General features: G+C 69.7%; 24 protein-coding genes and 1 pseudogene. 13 read left to right on the forward strand and 12 right to left on the reverse strand.

What is annotated here, in order from left to right; translation table 11 throughout:
- Window positions 1–44 precede the first annotated feature (44 nt).
- On the forward strand, window positions 45–1,259 hold the full coding sequence (gene glgC, locus FK531_RS20735; protein WP_142102861.1) for a glucose-1-phosphate adenylyltransferase: 1,215 nt from the start codon (window positions 45–47) through the stop codon (window positions 1,257–1,259).
- 122 nt (window positions 1,260–1,381) lie between these two features.
- Here the strand turns inward: glgC and FK531_RS20740 are convergent, their stop codons facing one another.
- From FK531_RS20740 to FK531_RS20755, 4 genes are all read right to left on the reverse strand, one after another.
- Window positions 1,382–3,028 (reverse strand): ABC transporter permease, encoded by a 1,647-nt coding sequence (locus FK531_RS20740; RefSeq protein WP_142102863.1) that lies wholly within the window; start codon window positions 3,026–3,028, stop codon window positions 1,382–1,384.
- On the reverse strand, window positions 3,025–3,942 hold the full coding sequence (locus FK531_RS20745) for an ABC transporter ATP-binding protein (protein ID WP_142102864.1): 918 nt from the start codon (window positions 3,940–3,942) through the stop codon (window positions 3,025–3,027). The genes FK531_RS20740 and FK531_RS20745 overlap by 4 nt, the downstream gene beginning before the upstream one ends.
- An 8-nt stretch (window positions 3,943–3,950) precedes the next feature.
- Complete coding sequence (locus tag FK531_RS20750; RefSeq protein ID WP_181763059.1) at window positions 3,951–4,628, reverse strand: TetR/AcrR family transcriptional regulator; 678 nt, start codon at window positions 4,626–4,628, stop codon at window positions 3,951–3,953.
- 98 nt (window positions 4,629–4,726) lie between these two features.
- Entirely contained in the window at window positions 4,727–5,368 is a 642-nt protein-coding gene (locus tag FK531_RS20755) for an O-methyltransferase (protein ID WP_290367642.1), read from the reverse strand.
- A 288-nt stretch (window positions 5,369–5,656) separates the two neighbouring features.
- On the opposite strand from FK531_RS20755, the gene sigE reads away from it, so the two are divergent.
- The 4 genes from sigE (at window position 5,657) to tatB (ending at window position 8,740) form a co-directional block, all read left to right on the forward strand.
- Window positions 5,657–6,286 (forward strand): RNA polymerase sigma factor SigE, encoded by a 630-nt coding sequence (gene sigE, locus FK531_RS20760; protein WP_142102866.1) that lies wholly within the window; start codon window positions 5,657–5,659, stop codon window positions 6,284–6,286.
- A gap of 17 nt (window positions 6,287–6,303) precedes the next feature.
- On the forward strand, window positions 6,304–6,684 hold the full coding sequence (locus FK531_RS20765; RefSeq protein ID WP_142103035.1) for an RNA polymerase subunit sigma-70: 381 nt from the start codon (window positions 6,304–6,306) through the stop codon (window positions 6,682–6,684).
- Between the two features lie 82 nt (window positions 6,685–6,766).
- Entirely contained in the window at window positions 6,767–8,251 is a 1,485-nt protein-coding gene (locus tag FK531_RS20770) for a S1C family serine protease (RefSeq protein WP_142102868.1), read from the forward strand.
- Between the two features lie 81 nt (window positions 8,252–8,332).
- The gene (tatB, locus tag FK531_RS20775; protein ID WP_142102870.1) at window positions 8,333–8,740 is read left to right on the forward strand and encodes a Sec-independent protein translocase protein TatB; all 408 of its coding nucleotides are present in this window, start codon (window positions 8,333–8,335) and stop codon (window positions 8,738–8,740) included.
- A 79-nt stretch (window positions 8,741–8,819) separates the two neighbouring features.
- On the opposite strand, the gene FK531_RS20780 is transcribed toward tatB, so the two are convergent.
- The 6 genes from FK531_RS20780 to FK531_RS20805 all read right to left on the reverse strand — a co-directional run bounded on the left by FK531_RS20780 (window position 8,820) and on the right by FK531_RS20805 (window position 14,554).
- Window positions 8,820–9,251: a hypothetical protein gene (locus FK531_RS20780; RefSeq protein WP_142102872.1), complete on the reverse strand. Its 432-nt coding sequence runs from the start codon at window positions 9,249–9,251 to the stop codon at window positions 8,820–8,822.
- A 120-nt stretch (window positions 9,252–9,371) separates the two neighbouring features.
- Window positions 9,372–10,508 carry an Mrp/NBP35 family ATP-binding protein gene (locus tag FK531_RS20785; protein WP_142102874.1) on the reverse strand — a complete coding sequence of 379 codons (1,137 nt, stop codon included), beginning with the start codon at window positions 10,506–10,508 and terminating at the stop codon, window positions 9,372–9,374.
- Between the two features lie 25 nt (window positions 10,509–10,533).
- On the reverse strand, window positions 10,534–11,373 hold the full coding sequence (locus FK531_RS20790) for a lytic transglycosylase domain-containing protein (RefSeq protein ID WP_142102876.1): 840 nt from the start codon (window positions 11,371–11,373) through the stop codon (window positions 10,534–10,536).
- A gap of 193 nt (window positions 11,374–11,566) precedes the next feature.
- A complete protein-coding gene (locus FK531_RS20795) occupies window positions 11,567–12,661 on the reverse strand; it encodes a lytic transglycosylase domain-containing protein (RefSeq protein WP_142102878.1) in 1,095 nt (364 codons plus the stop codon).
- A gap of 113 nt (window positions 12,662–12,774) precedes the next feature.
- On the reverse strand, window positions 12,775–13,290 hold the full coding sequence (locus FK531_RS20800) for a DUF1003 domain-containing protein (RefSeq protein WP_142102880.1): 516 nt from the start codon (window positions 13,288–13,290) through the stop codon (window positions 12,775–12,777).
- The gene (locus tag FK531_RS20805) at window positions 13,283–14,554 is read right to left on the reverse strand and encodes a magnesium transporter MgtE N-terminal domain-containing protein (RefSeq protein WP_142102882.1); all 1,272 of its coding nucleotides are present in this window, start codon (window positions 14,552–14,554) and stop codon (window positions 13,283–13,285) included. The genes FK531_RS20800 and FK531_RS20805 overlap by 8 nt, the downstream gene beginning before the upstream one ends.
- An 88-nt stretch (window positions 14,555–14,642) precedes the next feature.
- On the opposite strand from FK531_RS20805, the pseudogene FK531_RS20810 reads away from it, so the two are divergent.
- Window positions 14,643–15,581: pseudogene (locus FK531_RS20810) on the forward strand (HpcH/HpaI aldolase/citrate lyase family protein); the annotation flags it as partial.
- A gap of 300 nt (window positions 15,582–15,881) precedes the next feature.
- Window positions 15,882–16,373 (forward strand): YflT domain-containing protein, encoded by a 492-nt coding sequence (locus tag FK531_RS20820; protein ID WP_142102883.1) that lies wholly within the window; start codon window positions 15,882–15,884, stop codon window positions 16,371–16,373.
- 60 nt (window positions 16,374–16,433) lie between these two features.
- Here FK531_RS20820 and FK531_RS20825 read toward each other — a convergent pair whose 3' ends face one another.
- On the reverse strand, window positions 16,434–16,796 hold the full coding sequence (locus tag FK531_RS20825; protein WP_142102885.1) for a hypothetical protein: 363 nt from the start codon (window positions 16,794–16,796) through the stop codon (window positions 16,434–16,436).
- A gap of 344 nt (window positions 16,797–17,140) precedes the next feature.
- Between FK531_RS20825 and FK531_RS20830 the strand changes: the two genes are divergently transcribed.
- Together FK531_RS20830 and FK531_RS20835 are read left to right on the forward strand one after the other, a co-directional pair.
- Window positions 17,141–18,253 carry a winged helix DNA-binding domain-containing protein gene (locus FK531_RS20830; RefSeq protein ID WP_142102887.1) on the forward strand — a complete coding sequence of 371 codons (1,113 nt, stop codon included), beginning with the start codon at window positions 17,141–17,143 and terminating at the stop codon, window positions 18,251–18,253.
- 58 nt (window positions 18,254–18,311) lie between these two features.
- A complete protein-coding gene (locus FK531_RS20835) occupies window positions 18,312–18,899 on the forward strand; it encodes a suppressor of fused domain protein (protein ID WP_142102889.1) in 588 nt (195 codons plus the stop codon).
- Between the two features lie 30 nt (window positions 18,900–18,929).
- Here the strand turns inward: FK531_RS20835 and FK531_RS20840 are convergent, their stop codons facing one another.
- Entirely contained in the window at window positions 18,930–20,009 is a 1,080-nt protein-coding gene (locus FK531_RS20840) for a magnesium and cobalt transport protein CorA (protein WP_435531082.1), read from the reverse strand.
- Window positions 20,010–20,159: 150 nt separating this feature from the next.
- Between FK531_RS20840 and FK531_RS20845 the strand changes: the two genes are divergently transcribed.
- From FK531_RS20845 to FK531_RS20860, 4 genes are all read left to right on the forward strand, one after another.
- A complete protein-coding gene (locus tag FK531_RS20845; protein ID WP_142102891.1) occupies window positions 20,160–21,014 on the forward strand; it encodes a PHP domain-containing protein in 855 nt (284 codons plus the stop codon).
- Window positions 21,011–21,304 carry a sulfite exporter TauE/SafE family protein gene (locus FK531_RS23085; RefSeq protein WP_435531083.1) on the forward strand — a complete coding sequence of 98 codons (294 nt, stop codon included), beginning with the start codon at window positions 21,011–21,013 and terminating at the stop codon, window positions 21,302–21,304. Before FK531_RS20845 ends, FK531_RS23085 begins: the two co-directional genes overlap by 4 nt.
- Window positions 21,305–21,308: 4 nt before the next feature.
- Window positions 21,309–21,650: a hypothetical protein gene (locus FK531_RS20855; protein ID WP_246098302.1), complete on the forward strand. Its 342-nt coding sequence runs from the start codon at window positions 21,309–21,311 to the stop codon at window positions 21,648–21,650.
- A 334-nt stretch (window positions 21,651–21,984) separates the two neighbouring features.
- On the forward strand, window positions 21,985–23,178 hold the full coding sequence (locus FK531_RS20860; protein WP_142102892.1) for an NAD(P)-dependent malic enzyme: 1,194 nt from the start codon (window positions 21,985–21,987) through the stop codon (window positions 23,176–23,178).
- Window positions 23,179–23,207: the final 29 nt, after the last annotated feature.

The raw sequence follows: 23,207 nt of genomic DNA on the forward strand, positions 1-23,207 counted from the left end.
ATGTCTCGGTGGCGGGGGTAGGGCGCGGCCGATAGGTTGGCAGGGTGAGGAGCCAGCCGCATGTGCTTGGAATCGTGCTCGCCGGCGGCGAGGGGAAACGTCTGTACCCCCTGACCGCGGACCGGGCCAAGCCTGCCGTCCCCTTCGGCGGCGCCTACCGACTGATCGACTTCGTGCTCAGCAACCTGGTCAATGCCGGCTACCTCCGAATCTGTGTGCTGACCCAGTACAAGTCGCATTCCCTCGACCGGCACATCTCGCAGACGTGGCGGCTGTCCGGGTTCGCGGGGGAGTACATCACCCCTGTGCCGGCCCAGCAGCGGCTCGGCCCGCGCTGGTACACCGGCAGCGCCGACGCGATCTTCCAGTCGCTCAACCTCGTCTACGACGAGGATCCCGAGTACATCGTGGTGTTCGGTGCGGACCACGTGTACCGGATGGATCCCGAGCAGATGGTCCAGCACCACATCGATTCCGGTGCGGGCGTCACCGTCGCGGGGATCCGGGTGCCGCGCAGCGAGGCCTTCGCGTTCGGCTGCATTGACAGCGACGAGTCGGGTCGGATCATCCAGTTCCTGGAGAAGCCGGCGCATCCGCCCGGCACCCCCGACGACCCGAACGTGACGTTCGCGTCGATGGGCAACTACGTGTTCACCACCAAGGTGCTCGTGGACGCAATTCGGGCGGACTCCGAGAACTCCGATTCCGATCACGACATGGGCGGCGACATCATCCCCGCACTGGTCGCCGCCGGAGAGGCCTCGGTGTACGACTTCAAGGACAACGTGGTCCCCGGCGCGACCGACCGGGACCGCGGCTACTGGCGGGACGTCGGGACTCTCGACGCCTTCTACGAGGCGCACATGGACCTGGTGTCCGTGCACCCGGTGTTCAACCTCTACAACCGGCGCTGGCCGATCCGTGGAGCGGCCGAGAATCTGGCGCCCGCGAAGTTCGTGCAGGGCGGGCTCGCGCAGGAGTCGGTGGTCGGGGCGGGCTGCATCCTCTCGGCAGCGACGGTGCGCAACTCGGTGCTCAGCTCCAATGTGATGGTCGACGACGGCGCCACCGTCGAGGGCAGCGTGCTCATGCCGGGCGTCCGGATCGGGAAGGGCGCGGTGGTGCGGCGGGCCATCCTCGACAAGAACGTGGTGGTCGGCGAGGGCGAGATCATCGGCGTCGACCTCGAGCGCGATCGCCAGCGATTCGCGGTCAGTTCCGGGGGCGTCGTCGCCATCGGCAAGGGTGTGTGGATCTAGCGGCTCTCGGGCGAAGCCTCGGGGTTGTGGCGGCTCTCGGGCGAAGCCTCGGGGTTGTGGCGGCTCTCGGGCGAAGCCTCGGGGTTGTGGTAGCTCTCGGGCGAAGCCTCGGGGTTGTGGATCTAGCGGAGGTCTCGCCGTCGGAAGGCTGCGAACCCGATGGCCAGCAGGGCCAGGTCGATCACCAGCAGCCACACGACGGGCGCGGCCTGGAATCCGGCGCCCGGGACCCGAGGGGTGTGGGCGAACGGTTCGAGATCGAGCACCCACTGCGGCATTCCGGAGATCGATCCGAGCAGGAACAGTGCCATGAAGGCCACGAGCACCCCCCACGCGACCGGCGCGAATCGGGGCACCAGCCCGAACAGCAGGACCGCGACGGCGGTGAGCATCCAGATCGCGGGCAACTGCACGAGCGCGGCCGCGAGCACACCGGGCAGCGTGCCCCCGACGTCGGACGCGGCGATCCCGTAGGTGATCCCGGCGACGAGCCCCGCTACCGACATCGCCACGGCCGGTCCCAGGATCGCGAGCGCGACATGGCTTGCGGCCCACCGTGTCCGGCCGACGGCGCCGGAGAGGACCAGTTCACTGCGACCGGCGCTCTCCTCGTTGTGCAGCCGGAGCGTGGACGAGATCGTCAGCGCCGCAGCGCCGACCGCGAGCATGGTGAATGCGATGGTGATGAACGAGTCCTCCAGCGCCTGCGACCCGCCCATGCGGTTGACGATGTCCAGCACGGCCTGGCTGCCGCCGATCTCGTCACCGATCCCGTGCACGACGCTGCCGATCAGCAGGGCGTACAGGCCGATTCCGAACGTCGACGCGATCAGTACCCCGCGCTGCAGTCGCCAGGCCAGGCCGAGCGGACTCCCGAGCCAAGGCCCGGCGGCGGATGGTCCGGGCCGCTCCGCGATCAACCCCGCACCCACGTCACGCCGGCGCAGCAGGGCGTAGGCCACGGCGGTGAGTGCGATCGTCGCGGTGAGGTGGAGCAGCAGCACCCACCAGCGGTCGCCGGCGTACGGGCGCACCTGCAGCGACCAGCCGAGCGGCGACAGCCAGGACACCGCGCCCGAGCCGGCGTCGCCGACGGCGCGGAGCGCGAAGGCGGCCCCGAGGACGGCGAACGCGATACCTCGGGCCACTCGCGCGCTGGCGCTGAGTTGGGCGGCGACTGCGGCGACGGCGGTGAACACGAGCCCGGATCCGGCGAGGGCGAGTCCGAAGGCCAGCGAACCGGACCGCGGCACCTCGGTGGTGAACAGTCCGGCGGCGCCGATCAGTCCGGTCAGAACCGATCCGCCGAAGGCGATCGTCAGGGCAGCGGTCAGGCCCGCGTGGCGGCCGATCGAGGTGGCGTCGAGCAGCTCCGCTCGTCCCGACTCCTCCTCCGCGCGGGTGTGCCGGATGACGGTGAGGATCACCGCGACTGCGATGAGGGTGTAGAACATGCCGGCTTTCCAGATGCCGACCGCGCCCAGGCTGTCGTTGTAGACGTTGCCGTACATGGCCCGCTGGGCGGGGCTTCCCATGATGGTGGCCGCGAAGGCGGCGCGATCCGCCTCGGAGGGGTAGAGACTCGCGATGCTGCCCACGTACACAGATGCCAGCGGCAGGGAGAGCAGGAGCACCCACAGCGGAAGTACGATCCGGTCCCGACGCAGGTACAGGCGAAGCAATCGGAACGTGCCGGTGAAGTTCGAGTTGCCATGCGTGGCGGTCGTCGTGGCCGGATTCCACCCACCGGCGACGGTGGCGGTGCTCATGCCGAGACCTTCTCTCCGGAGGGCTCCGGTCCGTCGATCTGGTAGTGCCGGAGGAACAACTCTTCCAGCGTCGGCGGTGTGCTGACCAGGCTGCGGACACCGGTGTCGCCGAGGACGCGGATGAGGTCGCCGAGGTGTTCGCCGTCGACCTGACAGTGCAGCGTGTGGTTGTCGAGCGAGATGTCCTCGACACCCGCGATGCGGCTGAGATCGCCGGGATCGCGGAGCAATTCGGCGGTGATGGACGTTCGGCTCAGATGGCGCATGGAGGCGAGCGTGCCGCTCTCGACGGTCTTGCCGGCGCGGATGATGGTCACCCGCTCGCACAGTGCCTCCACCTCGGACAGGATGTGGCTCGAGAGCAGCACGGTGACGCCCCGTTCGGCCGCCTCGGTGACGCACTCGCGAAAGACCTGCTCCATCAACGGGTCCAGTCCGGACGTCGGTTCGTCGAGCAGTAGCAGTCGGGCATTCGACGACAGCGCCGAGATCAGAGAGACCTTCTGTCGGTTGCCCTTCGAGTAGGTGCGGGCCTTCTTGCGGGGGTCCAGGTCGAATCGCTCGACCAGTTCGGCTCGGCGCGTCTCGTCGATGCCCCCGCGCATCCGGGCCAGCAGGTCGATGGTCTCGCCGCCGGACAACGACGGCCAGAGGGTGACATCGCCCGGTACGTACGCGATGCCCCGGTGGAGGTCGACGGCGTCGCGCCACGGGTCGCGGCCGAAGACGGTCGCGGTGCCCGACGTCGAGCGCAGGCTGCCGAGCAGCACCCGGATGGTGGTGGACTTGCCGGCGCCGTTCGGGCCGAGGAAGCCGTGCACCTCACCCTCGCCGACCTCGAGGTCCAGGCCGTCGAGTGCGCGCACGTGCCCGAAATGCTTGTGCAGGTCGCGGACGTCGATGATTCCAGCCATCGATTCTCCTAGGGGGCTGTGTCGCTGAGGGTTTCGGCGTGCTGGTCGACCACCGCGTCCAGGAAGGTGGAGTCGGTGAACAGTCCTTTGGTGTAGAGCTCGAGGGCGGGGAGCATGATCTCGTCGGTGAGCTCGCGGATCGCGCGCCCCCAGTCGACGGGTCCGCCCTGCTCGCCGCGCATCTGGAGGAAGAGCAGTGTGCTGCCCAGGGACTGCATCGTTAGGTAGCGGGCTCGTGCCGCCGGATTCCGGCTGGGCCGAAGGGTTCCCGCGGTCACGCCGTCCGCGAGGTACTGCTCGGTGGTGGCGACGATGTGGTCGAACATGGACCGGGCCAACTCGCCGCCGGCTTGGTAGCTACGGACGACGTAGGCGATCAGCGGTGCGTACTCCTCGACGTCGGCGAGCTGCTGCAGCAGTCCGGCCGCACTCGGCCGGGTCAGTGACTCGGACTTCGCGACCCGGATGATCTCGAGGACGTGGGCGTCGCATTCCTCTCGTAGGCCGTCCTTGGAGCCGAAGTGGTGATTGACCAGTCCCGGCGAGACGCCCGCGGCTGCGGCCACGGCGCGCACCCCGGCCCCGAACCCCTGGTCGCCGAAGACGTCGATTGCGGCGTCGCGGATGCGGGCGCGGGTGGTCAGGTCCCGGTCGGGCCCCTGTCGATCGGCCATGGCTGAACGCATGTTCAATACATTAAACAGGCGTTCAGCTCGCTGGCAAGGGTTCGGCCCGTCAAGAAGTCGTCAAAGCATCCCGCGACTGTGCGCGGGCGGCGAAGCCGCTACTGGCAGCGGGAGGCGCAGAGCAGTCCGTCGCCGACCGGCAGCAGCACTTTGGTCAGGCGCTCGTCCTCGGCGATCGCACGGGCTGCGGCCCGGACTGCGAGGGTGGTGGCGTCACGCGCCGCCGGATCGGCGACCCGGCCACCGAGGAGGGCGTTGTGCAGCACGATCACCCCGCCGGGGCGCAGCAGTCGTACGCCCTGCTCGACGTAGTGCGGGTGATCGTCGGGCGAGGTGTCGATGAAGACCAGGTCGTAGGCGCTGTCCGCGAGCCGCGGCAGCACGTCGAGCCCCCAGCCGTTGATCAGGCGGGTCCGGCCCGGTGCGATCGCACCCGCTCGGAAGGCATCCTTGGCCGCGCGCTGGTGCTCGGGCTCGTGGTCGATGGTGGTGAGCACGCCGTCGCCGCGCATGCCGTCGAGCAGCCACAGGCCACTCACGCCCGCGCCGGTGCCGATCTCGACGACCGTCTTGGCGTCGAGCATCTGGGTGAACAGGCTCAACAGCGCGCCGACGGACGGCGGCACCGGGTCGGCGCCCAGGTCTTCGGCCCGCTCACGTGCGGAAACAAGGACCTCGTCCTCCAGGACGGAGTCCTCGGTGTGGGCCAGCATCTGGTCGCCATTGGTCTGCACGACCACGAGGTTATCGCCGTCGCGGTCCGCCCGCCTCCAGGCGCGCTCTGTCGCGGTCGCTCAGGCGCTCGTGCGACCGACATTCTCAGGCGATGTTCAGGTTGCTCACACTCGGCGCACATTCGCGTGCGACAGGGTGGTGCCATCACGAGATCCGCAGACTGCACCGGAGGGAGGCGCGGGCGACCGCGGTCAGGGAACAATCCGGACAACCCGGGAGTTGTACCCGACACGCGCACGCAAGTCCGCGCACTTGCCACCAGCTGTCCCGAGCAGGAGGTTTCACCAATCTCGATGGTCAACGCCCAGTCAGTCACGAACACCGAGGTCGCAGAGTCGGCCGAGTTGAGCGGCACGGCCGCCTTCGACGCGAGCGGCGACCAGTCGACCATGCCCTCCTGGGACGAACTCGTCCGCGAGCACGGCGACCGCGTCTACCGACTGGCCTACCGGCTGTCGGGCAACGCCCAGGACGCCGAGGACCTCACCCAGGACACCTTCATCCGGGTGTTCCGTTCGCTGTCGAACTACCAGGCCGGAACCTTCGAGGGCTGGCTGCACCGGATCACCACCAACTTGTTCCTCGACATGGTGCGCCGCCGGAACCGGATCAAGATGGAAGCGCTGCCCGAGGACTACGAGCGCGTACCCGCCGAGGGCCCCGACCCCGAGCAGATCTACCACGACGCCCGCCTCGACCCGGACCTGCAGTCCGCGCTGGACGCCCTCGCGCCGGAGTTCCGCGCCGCGGTCGTACTGTGTGACGTCGAAGGTCTGTCGTACGAAGAGATCGGTGCCACACTGGGAGTCAAGCTCGGTACGGTCCGCAGCCGCATTCACCGCGGCAGGCAGGCCCTGCGAGAGCACCTGACCGCGGCGCAGCAGGCCGGGCAGTCGGGAACCGGAAAGTTGACAGTCGCGTGACAGTGCAGGAGGGATGGATGACGCAGGCCCGCAAACCGCGCCAGTTCAGCTCGACCGAGCACTTGGCCAGCGAGGCGGTGGCAGCGTACGTCGACGGCGAGCTGCAGATGAACGCGTACCTGCGCGCCGCGCAGCACTTGTCGTTGTGCCCCGAGTGTGCGGCCTCCGTCGACGCCCAGCAGCACGTCCGCGGGGCGTTGCGTCGGGCGTCGGAGATCAGCATGCCCACCTCACTGCTGGGTCTGCTCAGCCAGATCCCGACCTGCACGTCGTCCGGCGACGACGGCGACGACCCGGCCAAGACGACCGGTCGCGACGCGCAGTTCGGCAGGCGCCGGGCGTCGATCTCGTCGATGGTCACCTCCTACTCCTTCGCCACGTGGCGCCGACGGCGTTAGTTGCGCCGTGGTGCGCCCCGGGTGTTCCCGCGTCGGCGATACTGGGTCGCGTGACTGACGACTACGAGCGGTACTCGGCCGCGTGAACTCGGACTCCGCCCTGCCGACCGCGCCCGACGACGCCGCACCGGAGCGACTGGCGCCGCGACCGCTGTACCGCCCGACCGTCGATCCCGCGTCGGCCGCGGCCTTCTCACGCCCGGCGGGGGTCGCCGACCCCTTCGCACCGGGTGCGGGACGCGGCCCGTCGGAGCCTGACCCGGCACTGTCCGTCCGGCCGCCGGACCCGGTGCTGGCCGAGGCGTTCGGCCGCCCCGAGGGCGAGACCGACACCATCGGGCGCGACCCGGATGCCGCCGCGGCCGAGGAACCCGGGGCGGAAACCGTCGCAGACCCGTGGCGCGATCCAGCCGCACCGGTGCGGCTCGGCGCCGCGGCGGTGCAGGCTCCGCCGGCCGCCGCACTGCCCCCCGCCGCGAAACTCGGTGTGCGCGACGTGCTGTTCGGCCAGCGCATCGCCCCGCGCGCTGTGGCCGTGCTCGTGGGCGCCGCGCTCGCGGTCGGACTGGTCGGCGGCATCGTCGGCCGGATCACTGCCGAGAACGTCGGGGCGCTGACCAGTAAGAAGGTCGAACTGACGCAGTCCGGCGGTGGTGACCGCGAGGTGGGCCAGGTCGCCAAGGTGGCGCAGGCGGTGCTGCCGTCCGTGGTCTCGATCCAGGTTGCGCTCGGCGACCAGACCGGAACCGGATCCGGCGTGGTCATCGACGGGGCCGGGTACATCGTCACCAACAACCACGTCGTCTCCCTGGCCGCCACCGATCCCGCCAAGTCGACGCTGCGGGCCGTCTTCTCGGACGGCACCCACGCGCCGGCCCGGATCGTCGGCCGCGACACCAAGACCGACCTCGCGGTGGTCAAGGTCGACGTCGGAAACCTGACGGTCGCACAACTGGGCAAGTCTGCCGACCTGCAGGTCGGCGAGGACGTGGTCGCGGTCGGCTCACCCCTCGGACTCAGCAAGACCGTCACCAGCGGCATCGTCAGCGCACTGCATCGGCCGGTGCGGCTCAGCGGCGAGGGCACCGACACCGACGCCGTGATCGACGCGGTCCAGACCGACGCGGCCATCAACCCCGGCAACTCGGGTGGACCGCTGGTCGACGACCAGGGCCGTGTCATCGGTATCAACTCGGCCATCCGCAGCGAGAGCGGCGGTTCGGTCGGCCTCGGATTCGCGATACCCGTCGACGACGTCACACGGGTCGCCCAGGAACTGATCCGTACCGGCGCGATGCACCATTCGGAGATCGGCGTCAACGCGCGCTCGGTGACCAACGATCAGACCACGGGTGCGCAGGTGGCGAACGTGCAGGCAGGCGGGCCGGCGCAGCAGGCGGGCATCGTCGAGGGCGACGTCATCGTCAAGGTCGGGGACCGGACCGTCGCCAATGCCGACGAGTTGGTCGTCGCGGTGCACCAGCAGTCGGTCGGGCAGTCGGTGCCGGTCCAGTTGATCCGTTCGGGCCGCGAGGTCGAGGTGCAGGTGACGCCGGTTTCGGACTGAATGCCGGGAATCGGCTGTGAAGTCGCCCCGAATTCCGCAGTCGTCGCAGCGTGGCGGGCCGCGGGCACGTAGTCTGGTCAGGTGTTTGGCAATATTGGCTGGGGCGAGTTCATGGTCCTACTCGTCGCGGCGCTCGTGATCCTCGGACCCGAGCGGCTTCCCGGCGCCGTCACGTGGGTCACCAAGTCCCTGCGGCAGGTGCGCGACTACGCGAGCGGCGCCACCGCGCAACTCAAGGACGAGTTGGGTCCCGAGTTCGAGGACCTGCGCAAGCCGCTGTCCGACCTGCAACAGTTGCGGGGGATGACGCCGCGCACGGTGATCACCAAGCATCTGCTCGACGGCGACGACTCGCTGTTCAAGGACCTGGACGTCACCAAGTCGATCAACGGCAACGGCAGCGGCGCCACCGGCCTGGCGGCGACCCGACCCGAGCCCAAACCGCTCGAGTCCGGCGAGCGTCCGCCGTTCGACGCCGACGCCACCTGACCTTCGGTCGCATGGACGCATCGAGCCCCGCCGCGAAGTTCCGCGGCGGGGCTCGACGGTATTCCGGGGGTGCGGAGGTCTACGACCCGAAGAGGTTCTCGATCAGGCCGGGCTCGCCGACGGCGCCGATGGAGCCGAACAGCGGCCGGATCCCGGCCGGGGCGACCAGGTCCCGGTAGGTGACCTCGAAGACGACGGCACCGTCGACCGTGCACTGGTGACGGACCTGGTAGACGCCGTCGGCGACCGCGCCCCACGAGTAGCCCTGCCAACCGTCGTCGCCCGGTGAGGTGGGAGCGATGTCGTCGACCACCGTGCCGGTGGCCTGGTCGAGCAGGGTCGCCCCGCACAGCGTGCCGAGCGGAACGTTCTTCACCGACGCCGTCACGTCGTTCTCGATGACGTCGGCGGTCGACTCGATCGCCGTGGCGGAGGCGATTGCCGGGGCGAGCACGAGCAGTGGCGCGGCCGCCGCGGTGACGATGGCCGTGCGCAGGAGAGCACTCTTCATTCCCGATCCCTGTCGTCGGACGCCGCGCTCCCGCAGCGTCATTGGGTGATTCGCCTGCGAAGGTAACAATCGCGGACGAATCTCCGTGGGTGAATCGGGCGATTTGTCGGTGTCTGCGGGTTACAGGTGTCGAGTGGTGTCGATCCCGAGCGACATGCCGGCCAGGCCCCGGGACCGGACCGACAACTTCTCCGCGATCTCGCGGAGGGCGGTCCCCGCCGGGGAATCGGGGTCGCCGAGCACGATCGGCAGGCCCTCGTCGCCGCCCTCGCGGACTGCCTGCTCGAGCGGGATCTGGCCGAGCAGCGGGACCTTCGCGCCCACCGCCTTGGTCAGGCGGTCGGCCACCGCTTGACCGCCGCCCGAACCGAACACCTCCATTCGGGTGCCGTCCGGCAGTTCCATCCAGGACATGTTCTCCACCACGCCCGCGATCCGCTGGCGGGTCTGCAGTGCGATCGCACCGGCCCGCTCGGCCACCTCGGCGGCGGCCTGCTGCGGGGTGGTCACCACCAGGATTTCCGCGTTGGGGATGAGCTGCGCCACGGAGATCGCCACGTCGCCGGTGCCGGGCGGCAGGTCCAGCAGGAGCACGTCGAGGTCGCCCCAGAACACGTCGGCGAGGAACTGCTGCAGCGCGCGGTGCAGCATCGGACCGCGCCAGACCACCGGGGTGTTGCCCTGGGTGAACTGGGCGATGGAGATCAGCTTCACGTCGTGCGACTGCGGCGGCATGATCATCCGCTCGACCTGCGTCGGCTTGGCGTCGGTGCCGAGCATGCGGGGGACCGAGTGGCCGTAGATGTCGGCGTCGAGCACGCCGACCGAGAGCCCGCGTGCGGCCATGGCGGCCGCGAGATTGACTGTGACCGAAGACTTTCCGACGCCGCCCTTGCCGGACGCGACCGCGTAGACCCGGGTCAGCGAACCGGGCTGCGCGAACGGGATGACCGGCTCCGCGGAATCGCCGCGCAGCGACCGGCGCAGCTCGGTGCGCTGCTCGTCGTTCATCACGTCGAGCTCGACGCGGATCGCGCCGATGCCCGCGACGTCCGCGACCGCCTTGGTCACCCGGTCGACGATCTCGGTGCGCATCGGGCAGCTCGACGTGGTCAGGTAGACGACGATGTCGACGCTGGCGTCGTCGGCAAGGTCGATGCTCTTGACCATGCCCAGGTCGGTGATGGGCTTACGGATCTCCGGGTCGAGCACCTTGGCGAGGGCACTGCGAACGTCGGACTCGGTCACTGCTGACATGCCACCAATGGTAGGTGTCGTGCGGTCAGTGGATTCGCGGCAGGTCGGCCGGGCTGGGATTGATGCCCGTCGAGTACGCGAGCGACCATGCCGTCACGTTCGCCACGTAGGCCATCGAATTGTTGTAGCGCAGGATCGCCCTGGTGGCCGACGCGATGTCGCGCATGTTGGTGCCGCCGTCGCAGAGGTAGTTGCCGGTGGAGGCCGCCGCGTCGAAGAGGTTCTGCGGGTCTGCCTTCCCGTCGCCGTTGCCGTCGATGCCGTAGCGCTTCCAGGTCTCGGGCAGGAACTGCGTGGGCCCGACCGCGCGGTCGTAGACGGGGTCGCCGTCGAGGGCGCCGCCGTCCGTGTCCGTGACGACGTTGTTGCCGGACAGGCTGCCGTCGAGGCGCGGTCCGTAGATCGGCACGAGCAGGTTGCCGTCGGCGTCGGCAGCGCCGTTGTTGGCGTGGGTGGACTCGACCATGCCGATGCCCGCGATCTGCTCCCAGGTGATGCCGCAGCCGGGATTGCGCTCGGCCATGATCCTCGCGCCGGCCTGGTAGGCGGCGAAGTTGATTGCGGGGATGCCCAGCGGTCCCTGCGGCAGCGGTGCGGGCGCAGGGGCGGGCGCGGGAGCCGGTGCGGGCGTCTCCGGCGCGGGGGCCGGGGCAGGGGTCGTCGACGTGATCGCCGGCACGGGCACGGCGACGGGCTTGGGGGTCGCTTCCTCCGCGATCGGCGCCGACTTCGCGGCGAGGAACGGTACGGGCGATGCGCCCGAAGTGGCGGCCACGGACAGGAGTCCGCCGGGGACGAGGCCAGTCAGGGCAATGACCGAATTACGTCGAAGCTTCGAGTTCGTTGGCTTGCTGTGACGACCCACCGAGATACCTCCTGCGGCCCCGGACGGGGCTTGATGTTTCTCCAGACCGCAGTCGAAGCTACCCGATTCGAGACATTTCCGTTATTCAACCGTGATCAGAAAGCCCATTTTCTGCAGCATCAGTGCAGGTAAAGGTGAAATTGAGAAATATCTCGACAGTGTCTCGCGAGGGCCCCGGCAGGTATCGGAAGCGTTACCGAACGGGGGTGGGCGGTGCGGGGCTCTGGGGCGCAGGCGCGGGTGGCGCGGCAGGGCCCGGGCCGGGTGCGATGCCGACCACGGGTGCTGCGGGTACGGCCGGCGCCGGCGGGCAGAAGATCAGGCACGGAAGGGCGGGTAGGCCGGGGATCAGCGGGGGCGGAGTGGGTGCGACGGGCGCGGGTGTCGCCGCGTCGGCGAGCACAGCCGGGGCGGGCTTGCCCGGGGTCGGGGTCGGCTCGGCCGGCTTGCCGGGTTCCGGGGCGACCTCCGGAATCGAGCCCGGCGTCGGGGTGCCGCCACCGGCGTAGGCGGCGGACCACGCGAGCACGTTTGCGGCGTACGCCATCGAATTGTTGTAGCGAAGCACGGCCCGGACCTCCTGGGCGCTGTCTCGCAGGTTCAGCCCGCCCGAACACAGGTAGCGGGCCGCGGCGAGCGAGGCGTCGAAGACGTTGTTGGGGTCGGACACCCCGTCGCCGTTGCCGTCCGCGGCGTAATGAGCCCACGTTCCGGGCAGGAACTGCATCGGCCCGACCGCACGGTCGAACTTGGGATCGCCGTCCAGTTTGCCGCCGTCGGTGTCGGAAACGACGTTGTTGCCCGCGAGCGAGCCGTTGAGGACCGGCCCGAGAATCGGGGTCAGGGTGGTTCCGGCCGCATCGGTGCGACCGCCACCCGCATGACCGGACTCGATGCGGCCGATCCCGGCGAGCAGGTGCCAGGTGACCCCGCAGCCCGGCTGCTCGACGGCGAGGGTCGACTCGGCGGCCCGGTAGGCGCTCAGGACGAGTTCCGGGATGCCGAGTGCGCTGAGCGAGACCGGCATCGGGGAGAGTTTCTCGGCCACCGCGGGCGGCGGCTCGAACGTCACGGGGGCGGGCGGGGTGTACGCGTGCGGGCCGCGCGAGGGCCGGGCTGCGGGCGCCACCAGTCCCACCGTCCCGGTCGCCGGATCGTCGGACGAGGCGGCAAGGGGAGTCGACGATTCGGCCAGCGCGGGCGGCGGTGGCGTGCCGATCGACAGTGCCGCCGTGACCGATCCCACCAGTGCGACCCCCGCGACAGCCAACATCCCACGGATCCGCATCCGCACCCCTCCTCGACGAGCCCCCACCCGGAATGTGACCCAGATTACAGATCGGGCACTTCTCGGGGGTCGTTACGTGACTCCTCGGGCCGCAGACGTGCAGTCGGGGGCCGCTACTTGCGGGCGGGCTGGGTCTCCGGCTCGTCCCGCTCGGCGAGGAGAGTCTTGATCTCCTCTAGTTCGCGGCGCAGGTAGTCGCGGGTGGCCACCTCGCCGACCGCCAGTCGCAGGGAGGCGAGCTCGCGGGCGAGGAACTCCGTGTCCGCCTTGGTCTGCTCGGCGCGCGCCCGGTCCTCCTCGAGCGACACCCGGTCGCGGTTCTCCTGCCGGTTCTGCGCCAGCAGGATCAACGGGGCGGCGTACGCGGCCTGGGTGGAGAAGGCGAGGTTCAGCAGGATGAAGGGGTACGGGTCCCACTGCAGGCCGACCGCGGCGACGTTGAGGGCGATCCACACGAGCACGATGACCGTCTGGATGACCAGGTACTTGCCGGTCCCGAGGAAGCGGGCGATGGACTCGCTGACCCGGCCGACTGCCTCGACGTCGATGTTGAATCCGCGCCACCGGCTGCCGGGCGTGTCGAGTCTGGCGCGGGCAGTCTGCGCTGCGGACGGACGCTTGTCACTCATCGGGCGTCTCCTCTTCGCGCCAGTCCTCCGGCAGTAGATGGTCGAGCACGTCGTCGACGGCGACCGCGCCGAGCAGGTGACCCTCGTCGTCGACTACCGGTCCGCATACCAGGTTGTACCGCGCGAAGTACCGGGTCACTGCCGCCAGCGGGTCCTCGGGGCCGAGCCGGATCAGGTCGGTGTCGAGGATGCCGCCGACGAGTGAGGCGGGCGGCTCGCGCAGCAGTTGCTGCAGGTGTACGCAGCCGAGATAGCGTCCGGTGGGCGTCGAGATGGGCGGCCGGACCACGAACGCCATGCTGGCCAGGGCGGGGGTCAGGTCGGGGTTGCGCGCCCGGGCCAGCGCCTCGGCGACCGTCGTCGCGGGGGTGAGGATGACCGGCTCGGGGGTCATCAGGCCGCCGGCCGTGTCGGGGGAGTGTTCGAGCAACCGGCGAACCGGCTCGGAGTCCTCCGGGTCCATCAGCTGCAGCAGCGACTCCGCCTCGGTCTCGGGCAGCTCGCCGAGCAGGTCGGCCGCGTCGTCGGGGTCCATCGCCTCGAGCACGTCGGCGGCGCGTTCGACTTCGAGATGGGTCAGCAGGTCGGTCTGGTCGTCGGTCGGCAGTTCCTGCAGCACGTCGGCCAGTCGCTCGTCGTCCAAGGCGACGGCCACTTCGTGCCGTCGCTTGTCGGGGAGTTCGCGGATCGCGTTCGCGACGTCGGCGGGGCGCATTCCCTCGAACTGGGCCAGCAGCTGCGAGACGCCCTGTCCCGGCATGGCCAGCTGTGAATGTGTCAGGCCCTCGACGTGCGGCCATTCGACGACGTGCACGGCAGCGCGGCGGGCGAGACGGGCCCGCGGCCGCCGCACGGCCACCCGCGAGACCACCCAGTCCCGTGTTCGGGTCAGTTCGATGCCGAGATCCACCACCAGCACGTCGATGCCGGCAAGCTCCTCGAGTTCGGGGTCGTCGACGCGCACCGTGGTGTCCACCACCTGGGCGAGGGCCAGCACCTCGCCGGGCTTCTGGGTGAACCGGCGCAGGCTCACGCTTCCCGTCAGGGTCACCGACCCGGGTTCGATTGCGGTGACACGCAGCATCGGCACGAAGATCCGGCGTCGGGTGACGAGTTCGACCACCAGGCCCAGCACCCGGGGGCGCTGCCGTCCGACGCGGATGGTGATGACGACATCGCGAACTCTGCCGATCGATTCGCCGTCCGGTCCGAGCACCACCAGACCCGCGAGCCTGGCTGCGAAGACCTTGCTCACTGCTGCCATGATGGCAAGGCTAATTGTCGATCCGTCGCGACGCGGAACGTGTGTGCTCGAACACGGCTTCGGCGCGGCGCCCTGGGTGGAGGTCCTGATGGTGCAGCCGCGCCCTCGTCGTTCGGTGCTGGCCGTTCCCGGCAGTAGTCGCAAGATGATCGAGAAGGCCAAGGGCCTGCCCGCGGACGAGGTCTTCCTCGACCTCGAGGACGCCGTCGCGCCGATCGCAAAGGCGCAGGCGCGCACCGAGATCGTGGACGCGCTCAATTCGGACGGCTGGGGTCGCCAGATCAAGGTCGTGCGCGTCAACGACTGGACCACGGAGTGGACCTACGCTGACGTCGTCGAGGTGGTGTCCGGTGCCGGAGCCAACCTCGACGCCATTCTGCTTCCGAAGGTGGTCGACGCCAGTCACGTTCTGGCACTGGACCTTCTGCTGACCCAGGTCGAGAAGGCCAATGGGCTCGAGGTCGGTCGGATCGGCATCGAGGCCCAGATCGAGAACGCGATCGGGCTCACCAACATCGACGCGATCGCCACGGCCAGTCCCCGCGTGCAGACGCTGGTGTTCGGGCCCGCGGACTTCATGGCGAGCATCAACATGCGCACGCTGGTGGTGGGTGAGCAACCCGAGGGCTACGACACCGGCGACGCGTACCACCACATCCTGATGACGATCCTGCTGGCGGCGCGCGCCCACGGGCTCGAGGCGATCGACGGGCCGTACCTGCAGATCCGGGACGTCGACGCCTTCCGCCGCGCGGCGGGTCGGACCGCCGCGCTCGGGTTCGACGGCAAATGGGTCCTGCATCCCACCCAGATCGACGCGGCCAACGAGGCGTTCAGCCCCAGGCAGTCCGACTACGACCGAGCCGAGATGATCCTCGAGGCGTACGAGTTCCACACCTCCGCGGCCGGTGGTGCGCGCGGCGCGGCGATGCTCGGCGACGAGATGATCGACGAGGCCAGCGCGAAGATGGCTCAGGTGATCGCCGCCAAGGGTCGTGCGGCCGGAATGTCGCGCACGATGCGGTTCGACTCGGGCGAAGCCTCGGGAAGTGTGGGCTCCTCGGGCGAAGCCTCGGGAAGTGTGGGCTCCTCGGGCGAAGCCTCGGGAAGTGTGGGCTCCTCGGGCGAAGCCTCGGGAAGTGTGGACTCCTCGGGCGAAGCCTCGGGAAGTGTGGACTCCTCGGGCGAAGCCTCGGGAAGTGTGGACTCCTCGGGCGAAGCCTCGGGAAGTGTGACAGACCCCGAATCTCCGTAAACTGGACACGGTAGGGGCGCAGCGACGCCCACCGCGCACAGCAGCAGCACCGTTCAGCAGGGAGCGTCGACGATGACCAATCCACTTGGACAGCCGAATCGGACCGGCCGAGGCGCACTTCCGACCCCGCCCACGGGGTGGCCGATCGGTTCGTACCCCACGTACGCAGAGGCGCAGCGGGCGGTCGACTACCTGTCCGACCAGGAGTTCTCGGTGGAGGACGTCACGATCGTCGGAGTCGACCTGATGCAGGTCGAACGGGTTCTCGGCCGGTTGACGTGGGCGAAAGTCATTGGCGGCGGTGTTGTTTCGGGTGCGTGGTTGGGTGTGTTCCTCGGTCTGCTGCTCGGGCTGTTCACCGACAGCTTCCTCGGGCCGCTGGTCGCAGGCATCATCGGCGGCATCGTCTTCGGCGTGATCTCGACGACGATCCCGTACGCGGCGACTCGCGGCACCCGCGACTTCGCCTCCACCATGCAGTTGGTCGCCGGCCGCTACGACGTGCTGTGCGAACCGAAGACGGCGGAGCGGGCCCGCGACCTGCTCGCCAAGCTCGCGATCTGACCGGTCCGCCGCCCGCGATCGGGGAGGGTGCGGGGCGGCGGACCGTGGCCGAACGCGGGATCAGCTCCCGAAGGACAGTCCACCGGGGGCCGGCGGCAGCTGGGGAGCGGGCGGGAACTGCGGGAACTGCGGGAACTGCTCCGGGTCCGGTGCCTGCCAGTTGCCGGGATTCCAGTCGCCCCGGTTCTGGCCGCCGTCGCCTCGGTCCTGGTCGTGGTTTCCGTCCCGGTCCTGGTTCTGGTCGTGGTTCCAGTCGCCGTCCCGGTTCTGGTTCTGCGACTGGTTACGGTCCTGGTCGTTGTGTACCGGATCGGCGAGCGCGGTCCCGGTGACCGCCATCAGCGGCAGACCGACCAGGGCGCCGGTCACCGCGAGGCGTCGAACGATCCGGCGGGCACGCTTCGGCTGGTTCGTTGCGGGCATGGGGTGTGTCCTTTCGTCGGTGGGTGAACCGGGGTGACCAGTGCTTCGGGACCCTCGATCCGAAATCCACGCTAGGCACCCAACAGTCGCTCCGAAAGGGTCGAACGGCTATTCACAGCAGCGTGCCAGGACGTACCGGCGGCGTCGCGTAACCTGTGCTACAGCAAGCTTTTTCGCTGCTGGGGGCGTGTTTCGGTGGCTGGTGTGCGGTGCCGCCGGCCCGGATCGGCGACGGCGGTCCGCAGCCATGGCTCCGAGCCCGCTGTGAATGTGGAGCCGGTGTCGGTGGCCTGCCCTAACCTGTGTTTCACGAGTTCGATTCGGTGTATCGGGGAGGGCGGTCGATGTCGGCGGAGCGATTGTCCCGATGTGCGCTCGGCCGGGCCACCCTCGCGCGCCAGCACCTGCTCTCGCGCTCCCCGGGGACCGCCCGCGAGATGGTCGAGCACCTGTTCGGGCTCCAGGCGCAGGCACCGCTTGCCCCGTACTACGCGTTGTGGGCGCGGCTCGAACGATTCGAGCCCGACGACTTCGGTGCGTTGCTCGAGGGTCGCGAGGTGGTGCGGATGGCACTCATGCGCGGCACCGTGCACGCGGTCAGCTCCGAGGACGCCGCGGCGCTGCGGCAGTGGGTGCAACCGCTCATGACCGCCGACCTGCGGACGAATGCGCAGCATCGCAAGGAGATCGCCGAGGTCGACGTCCCGACTGTGGAGCGCTTCGCCCGTGAGGTGCTCGAGCGCACGCCGATGACAATGGTCGCGCTGCGACCGCACCTGGCCGAGCGCTGGCCGGACCGCGACCCGGCCGCGTTGGCGCATGCCGTGCGGGACCTGCTGCCGCTGGTGCAGATTCCGCCTCGCGGGCTGTGGGGACGATCGGGTCAGCCGGTGTGCACCACGCTCGAATCGTGGCTGGGTGCGCCGCTCGGCCGCACGGCGACACCGGAGGTGCTGGTGCTCCGGTACCTCGCCGCGTTCGGTCCGGCGTCGGTGGCGGACGCCCAGGCCTGGTCCGGGCTGACCCGACTGTCGGAGGTCTTCGAGGCGCTGGCACCGCGACTGCGGCGGTTCGTCGGCGAGGACGGCGCCGAGCTGTACGACCTGGCCGACGCGCCACGGCCCGACCCCGCGACGCCTGCGCCCACGCGCATCCTGGCGCCGTTCGACAGTGCCCTGCTCGGCCACGCCGACAGGTCTCGGATCATCACCGACGACCATCGCAAGCTGGTGTTCACCGTGAACGGCATCATCAAGCCGACCGTCCTGCTCGGTGGGACGGTAGCGGGTTTCGTCACCGTCGCGGCGAAGCAGGGCTCGGCTTCGGTGGAGATCACGACCTTCACGCGACCGACGGCCCGCGACTGCGCGGCGCTGGAGTCGGAGGCGCTGCGGCTACTGGCGTTCGCGCATCCCGGGGCCGACACCCACGACGTCCGTTTCGCCGCGGTGGGGTGAGCAGCGGTGACCCAGGCTCGCCGAACCGGACACATCGGACCCGGTGTTAGATGAACGTGTGAGTGACAGTGTCATCGATTCCGTCCGTGCACACCTGATCGACCGGATCGGTGGGCCCGCGCCCTCCTCGGCATCGGTGACTTTCCTCGGCCTCGAGCCCCTCGAGGTGCTGCGCTTCGGTCCGGTCGACGGTGACCTGGTGCGCTACGCCTCGCTCGGCTGCTCGCGTCGCCCGATGGGCGATCCGAGTGATCTGATCGCCGACCCGGTGCGGGGCCCGCGCGCGGAGTTGGTGCTGTCGTTGCGCGGCGGCGCGGGGGTCGCCTCGGGCGTGCACCGCACCCTCGCGGTGCTGGCGGCGGCGCCCGCGGTGGAGGGCGTCGTGCTCACCGTCGACGGACTGCTCGATCTCGGTGAGCCGCTGTGGAAGGGCGCGCCGTTCACCGCGATGCTGTTGGGGGACAGCGACATCGACGACCTCGAACTCCCCGAGCCGGCAGACCCGGTGCGGTTCCTCCAGGCGGTCCCGATCACTGGAACGGAGGCCGCGTGGGTGCGGTTGCGGGGCGCGGGCGCGCTGCGCGAGGCGTGGACGGAGGCCGGTATCGACGTGCAGGACCCGGCGCGGGGCGCCGCGTCGCTCTGACGGGCCGACGAGGAGTCGTCGGCGCGTCGCTCACAGCCAGTTGTTGCGGCGGAACGTGACGAACAGCCCGATGCAGATCGTCGCGATGACGCACAGCACGGCCGGGTAACCGAAGCTCCACTGCAGCTCGGGCATCTGCTCGAAGTTCATCCCGTAGATGCCCGCGACCATGGTCGGCACCGCGGCGATCGCGACCCACGCCGAGATCTTGCGCATGTCGGTGTTCTCCTGCACCGCGACCTTCGCGAGCGCGGCCTCGACCAGCGTGCTGAGCACCTCGTCGAACTCCGCGATGCGCTCGGCCACGATCGTGTGGTGGTCGTGCACGTCGCGCAGGTACCGCCGGACCTCCTTCGGGACCCCGATACCGGCGTCCTGCCCGAGTCGCTGCAGCGGACTGGCCAGTGGGTTCACCGACTTGCGCAGTTCCACGATCTCCCGTTTGAACAGGTAGATCTGCTCGATCGCGACCTGGCTGCGGGGGCTGAACACGTCCTCCTCCATCAGGTCGACGTCCCGCTCCACGGATTCGGTGACGGCGAGGTAGCTGTCCACGACGTGATCCGCGACGGCGTGCAGGACCGCGGTCGGTCCGAGCGCGAGACGCTGGGGGTGCGCGTCCATGTCGGCGCGGACGCCGGCGAGTCCGGAGTGCTCGCCGTGCCGGACGGTCACGACGAAGTCCGCACCGACGAAGATCATGATCTCGCCGGTCTCGACGATCTCGTTCGCGGTGGTGATCGACTCGTGCTCGACGTAGTTCACGGTGCGCAGTACCAGGAACAGCACGTCGTCGTAGATCTCGAGTTTGGGACGTTGGTGAGCGTGTACGGCGTCCTCGACCATCAGCTCGTGCAGTCCGAAAACCTTTGCCACGCTGTTCATCTGGTCCTCGTCAGGCGCGTGCAGGCCGACCCAGGCGAAACCCTCGCCGCGGGAACGGACTTCCGCGAGCGCGGCCGAATGGGTGAACCGCCCCGGCAGGCGCATCCCGTCGACGTACACCGCGCAGTCGACGATCGCCCGGGCCGCGGGGATCGGAACGGCTTTCCGTGTGGGGACCGGCTTTCGAACGGAGCGCAGCGACGGCAGCGGCGGGATGGACGGCACGGGCGGTCACTTCCTCGTCAGGTCGGGGGACGATCCGCGGCAATCGTATCGCCGCTCGTCACGGTGCCCTCTCGGGTGGAGCCTCGGGTCGTGTCACGGGCGGCGCGTCGTCGTGCGGCTCGGCGCGCCCGGGCCTGCGACAATGGCCGAGTGCGTATCGACCTTCACACCCATTCCACGGCCTCGGACGGCACCGAGAGCCCGGCAGAGGTGATGCGGTCCGCTGCGGCGGCGGGTCTGGACGTGGTCGCGCTCACCGACCACGACACCACCGCGGGCTGGGCCGAGGCGGTCGCGGCGCTGCTACCGGGGCTGAGCCTGGTCCGGGGCATGGAGATGTCGTGTGAGGGGCGCGGGGAGGACGGCAGGCCCGTCGCGGTGCACCTGCTGGCCTACCTGTTCGACCCCGAGAACGTGGCTTTCGCTCGGGAGCGGGAGCGGCTGCGCTCCGAGCGCACCTCCCGCCTGCAGGCGATGGCCCGGCGGATGGCGGCCGACGGACTGCCGATCGACCCCGAGGCGGTGATGGCGGCCGCCGGACCGGCGGTCGGGCGGCCGCACCTGGCGCGAGCGCTGGTCGAGGCGGGGGTGGTGGGCTCGGTGAACGAGGCGTTCACCGACCTGCTGCGAATCGGTGGACGGTATTACGTGCACAAGGAGGACACACCGCTGCCCGATGCGGTGCGGATGGTCTCCCAGGCGGGCGGGGTGAGCGTCCTGGCGCATCCGCGGGCGTCGAGCCGGGGCCGGATGATGGCGATGGAGCAGATCGGCGAGTTGGTCGCGGACGGGCTGTCCGGGCTGGAGATCGAACATCACGATCATCGCGAGGAGGACACGCGGCTGCTGGCCGACATCGCCCACCGCCTCGACCTGATCGTCACCGGCTCCTCGGACTACCACGGCGTCAACAAGTCAGTGGTGATCGGTGAGTTCCTCACTGCACCAGATCAATTCGACCGGATCGTGGCGTCTGCGACCGGGGTTCCGGTGGTCGTGGGATGAGCGTGGTCGGTGCGGTTCCCATGTTCCACGCGCGCGGCGGCCGCACGGATCGTGAGGCGCCGGACCGGACCGCCCGCCCGGACTCCGCGGACTCGTGTCCGGCCGCGGGGTTGGCGATTCCGACGATTCGGCTCATCCTGTTCTCGGTGCTCCGGTTCTCCACGGCGCCGATCAAGCTGCCCGGCGGGGGCGGCATCACGCCGCTCGCGCAGATCGCCGGGCTCCTGCTGGCCGCGATCGCGGTCCAGCTCGATGCGGACTCGGTCCGCGGATTCATCGCAGGTGGGTAGGCGAGTGTCGATCGACGAGTACGAGGAGTACACCGAGCCCGGGACCGGACCAGGTCGCGGCCGGCGACGGAGCGGCGTCGCCCGCGGCCTGCAGGCGTTCAGCGGCGCGGTAGCGGCGGGTGTCGTGGTGCTCGCACTGGTGGTCATCGGTACCGCCTACCTCGGCGGGCGACGTGGGTTTCCGGGCCCCGGCGCGATGTCGGTCGGCGCCCACATCGCGGCAGCCGTGGCGGTCGTGGTCGCGCAGCGTTTCGCGGATCACCGGCGCGGTGCTGCCGCGGTTGCCGGGTCGGTTGCGGTGTTCTTGGTCACAATAGTGTTGCTCTGGACCCAGTGGTGGGGCTAGCTCACCGGATTCGGTGCTCACCGGTGAGATTTGCCCTCGGTGAGGCATCGGTGGCACACTTGCTGCACTCCAAGCCGGTGCTACCCCCCGGTAATGAAGTGAGAGTCGGATTCACCAGCGGCAGATTCAGTGCCTGGGCCCACCCCGCCCGGCGCGTTCGCGCTTCCGAAGTGAGTGCTGTGCCCGTAGACCAAACGGGATCAGATCGTGCACCCTCGGTTAGCCTCACCCCCATCTCGACCAAGAACCTGCGGCTGCGTCGAAAATGCCTTCGGCGCTGCTACTTACCAGTAACCAGCCCCCGAGTTCGGGCGGCATGAGTAGGAGTGAAATCGTGTCTCCCGTGACTGAAGCAACCACACCGCACAAGGTTGAGCTGACCGACGAGGAGATCTTCGCGGGCCACATCGGCGGCAAGCTCTCGGTCGAGACGACGACCCCCCTGGACAGCCAGCGTGCCCTGTCGATCGCGTACACCCCCGGCGTCGCGCAGGTCTCCCGCGCCATCCACGCCGACGAGACGCTCGCCGATCGCTACACGTGGACCAGTCGCCTCGTCGTGGTGGTCAGCGACGGCTCCGCGGTCCTCGGCCTCGGTGACATCGGCCCGCGCGCGTCGCTGCCGGTCATGGAGGGCAAGTCCGCGCTGTTCAAGAACTTCGCCGGCCTGAACTCGATCCCGCTGGTGCTCGACACCAAGGACCCCGACGAGATCGTCGAGACCCTGATCCGGCTGCGCCCGAGCTTCGGCGCCGTCAACCTCGAGGACATCTCGGCGCCGCGTTGCTTCGAGATCGAGAAGCGGGTCATCGAGGCCCTCGACTGCCCCGTCATGCACGACGACCAGCACGGCACCGCGATTGTCGCCCTCGCTGCGCTCAAGGGTGCGGTCAAGGTCCAGGACCGTGACATCACCGCGCTGCGCGTGGTCATCTCCGGTGCCGGTGCGGCGGGCGTGGCCTGCGCGAACATCCTGCTCGCGGCCGGCATCGCGGACATCACCGTCCTCGACTCCAAGGGCATCGTCTCCAGCGACCGCGGCGATCTCAACGAGATCAAGGCCGACCTGGCGGCGCGGACCAACCCGGCGGGACGCACCGGCGGCATCGTCGAGGCGCTCGACGGCGCCGACGTGTTCCTCGGTGTCTCGGCGGGCACCGTGCCCGAGGAGATCATCGCCACGATGGCGCCCGAGGCGATCATCTTCGCGATGTCCAACCCGGACCCGGAGATCCACCCCGACATCGCGGCCAAGCACGCCGCGATCGTCGCGACCGGCCGCAGCGACTTCCCGAACCAGATCAACAACGTGCTCGCCTTCCCCGGCGTGTTCAAGGGCGCTCTGGACGCGGGCGCGCGCCGGATCACCGAGGGCATGAAGCTCGCCGCCGCCGAGGCGATCCTGTCGGTGGTTGCCGACGAGCTGGCCGTGGACAAGATCGTGCCGAGCCCGCTGGACCCGCGGGTCGCCCCCGCGGTCGCCGAGGCCGTCGCGGCCGCCGCGCGCGCCGAGGGTGTCGCCGGCTAGCACTCCGCACCCCCCTTGGTGATGGGAAC

It is taken from the genome of Rhodococcus spelaei (assembly GCF_006704125.1).
GTDB lineage: Bacteria > Actinomycetota > Actinomycetes > Mycobacteriales > Mycobacteriaceae > Rhodococcus_G > Rhodococcus_G spelaei.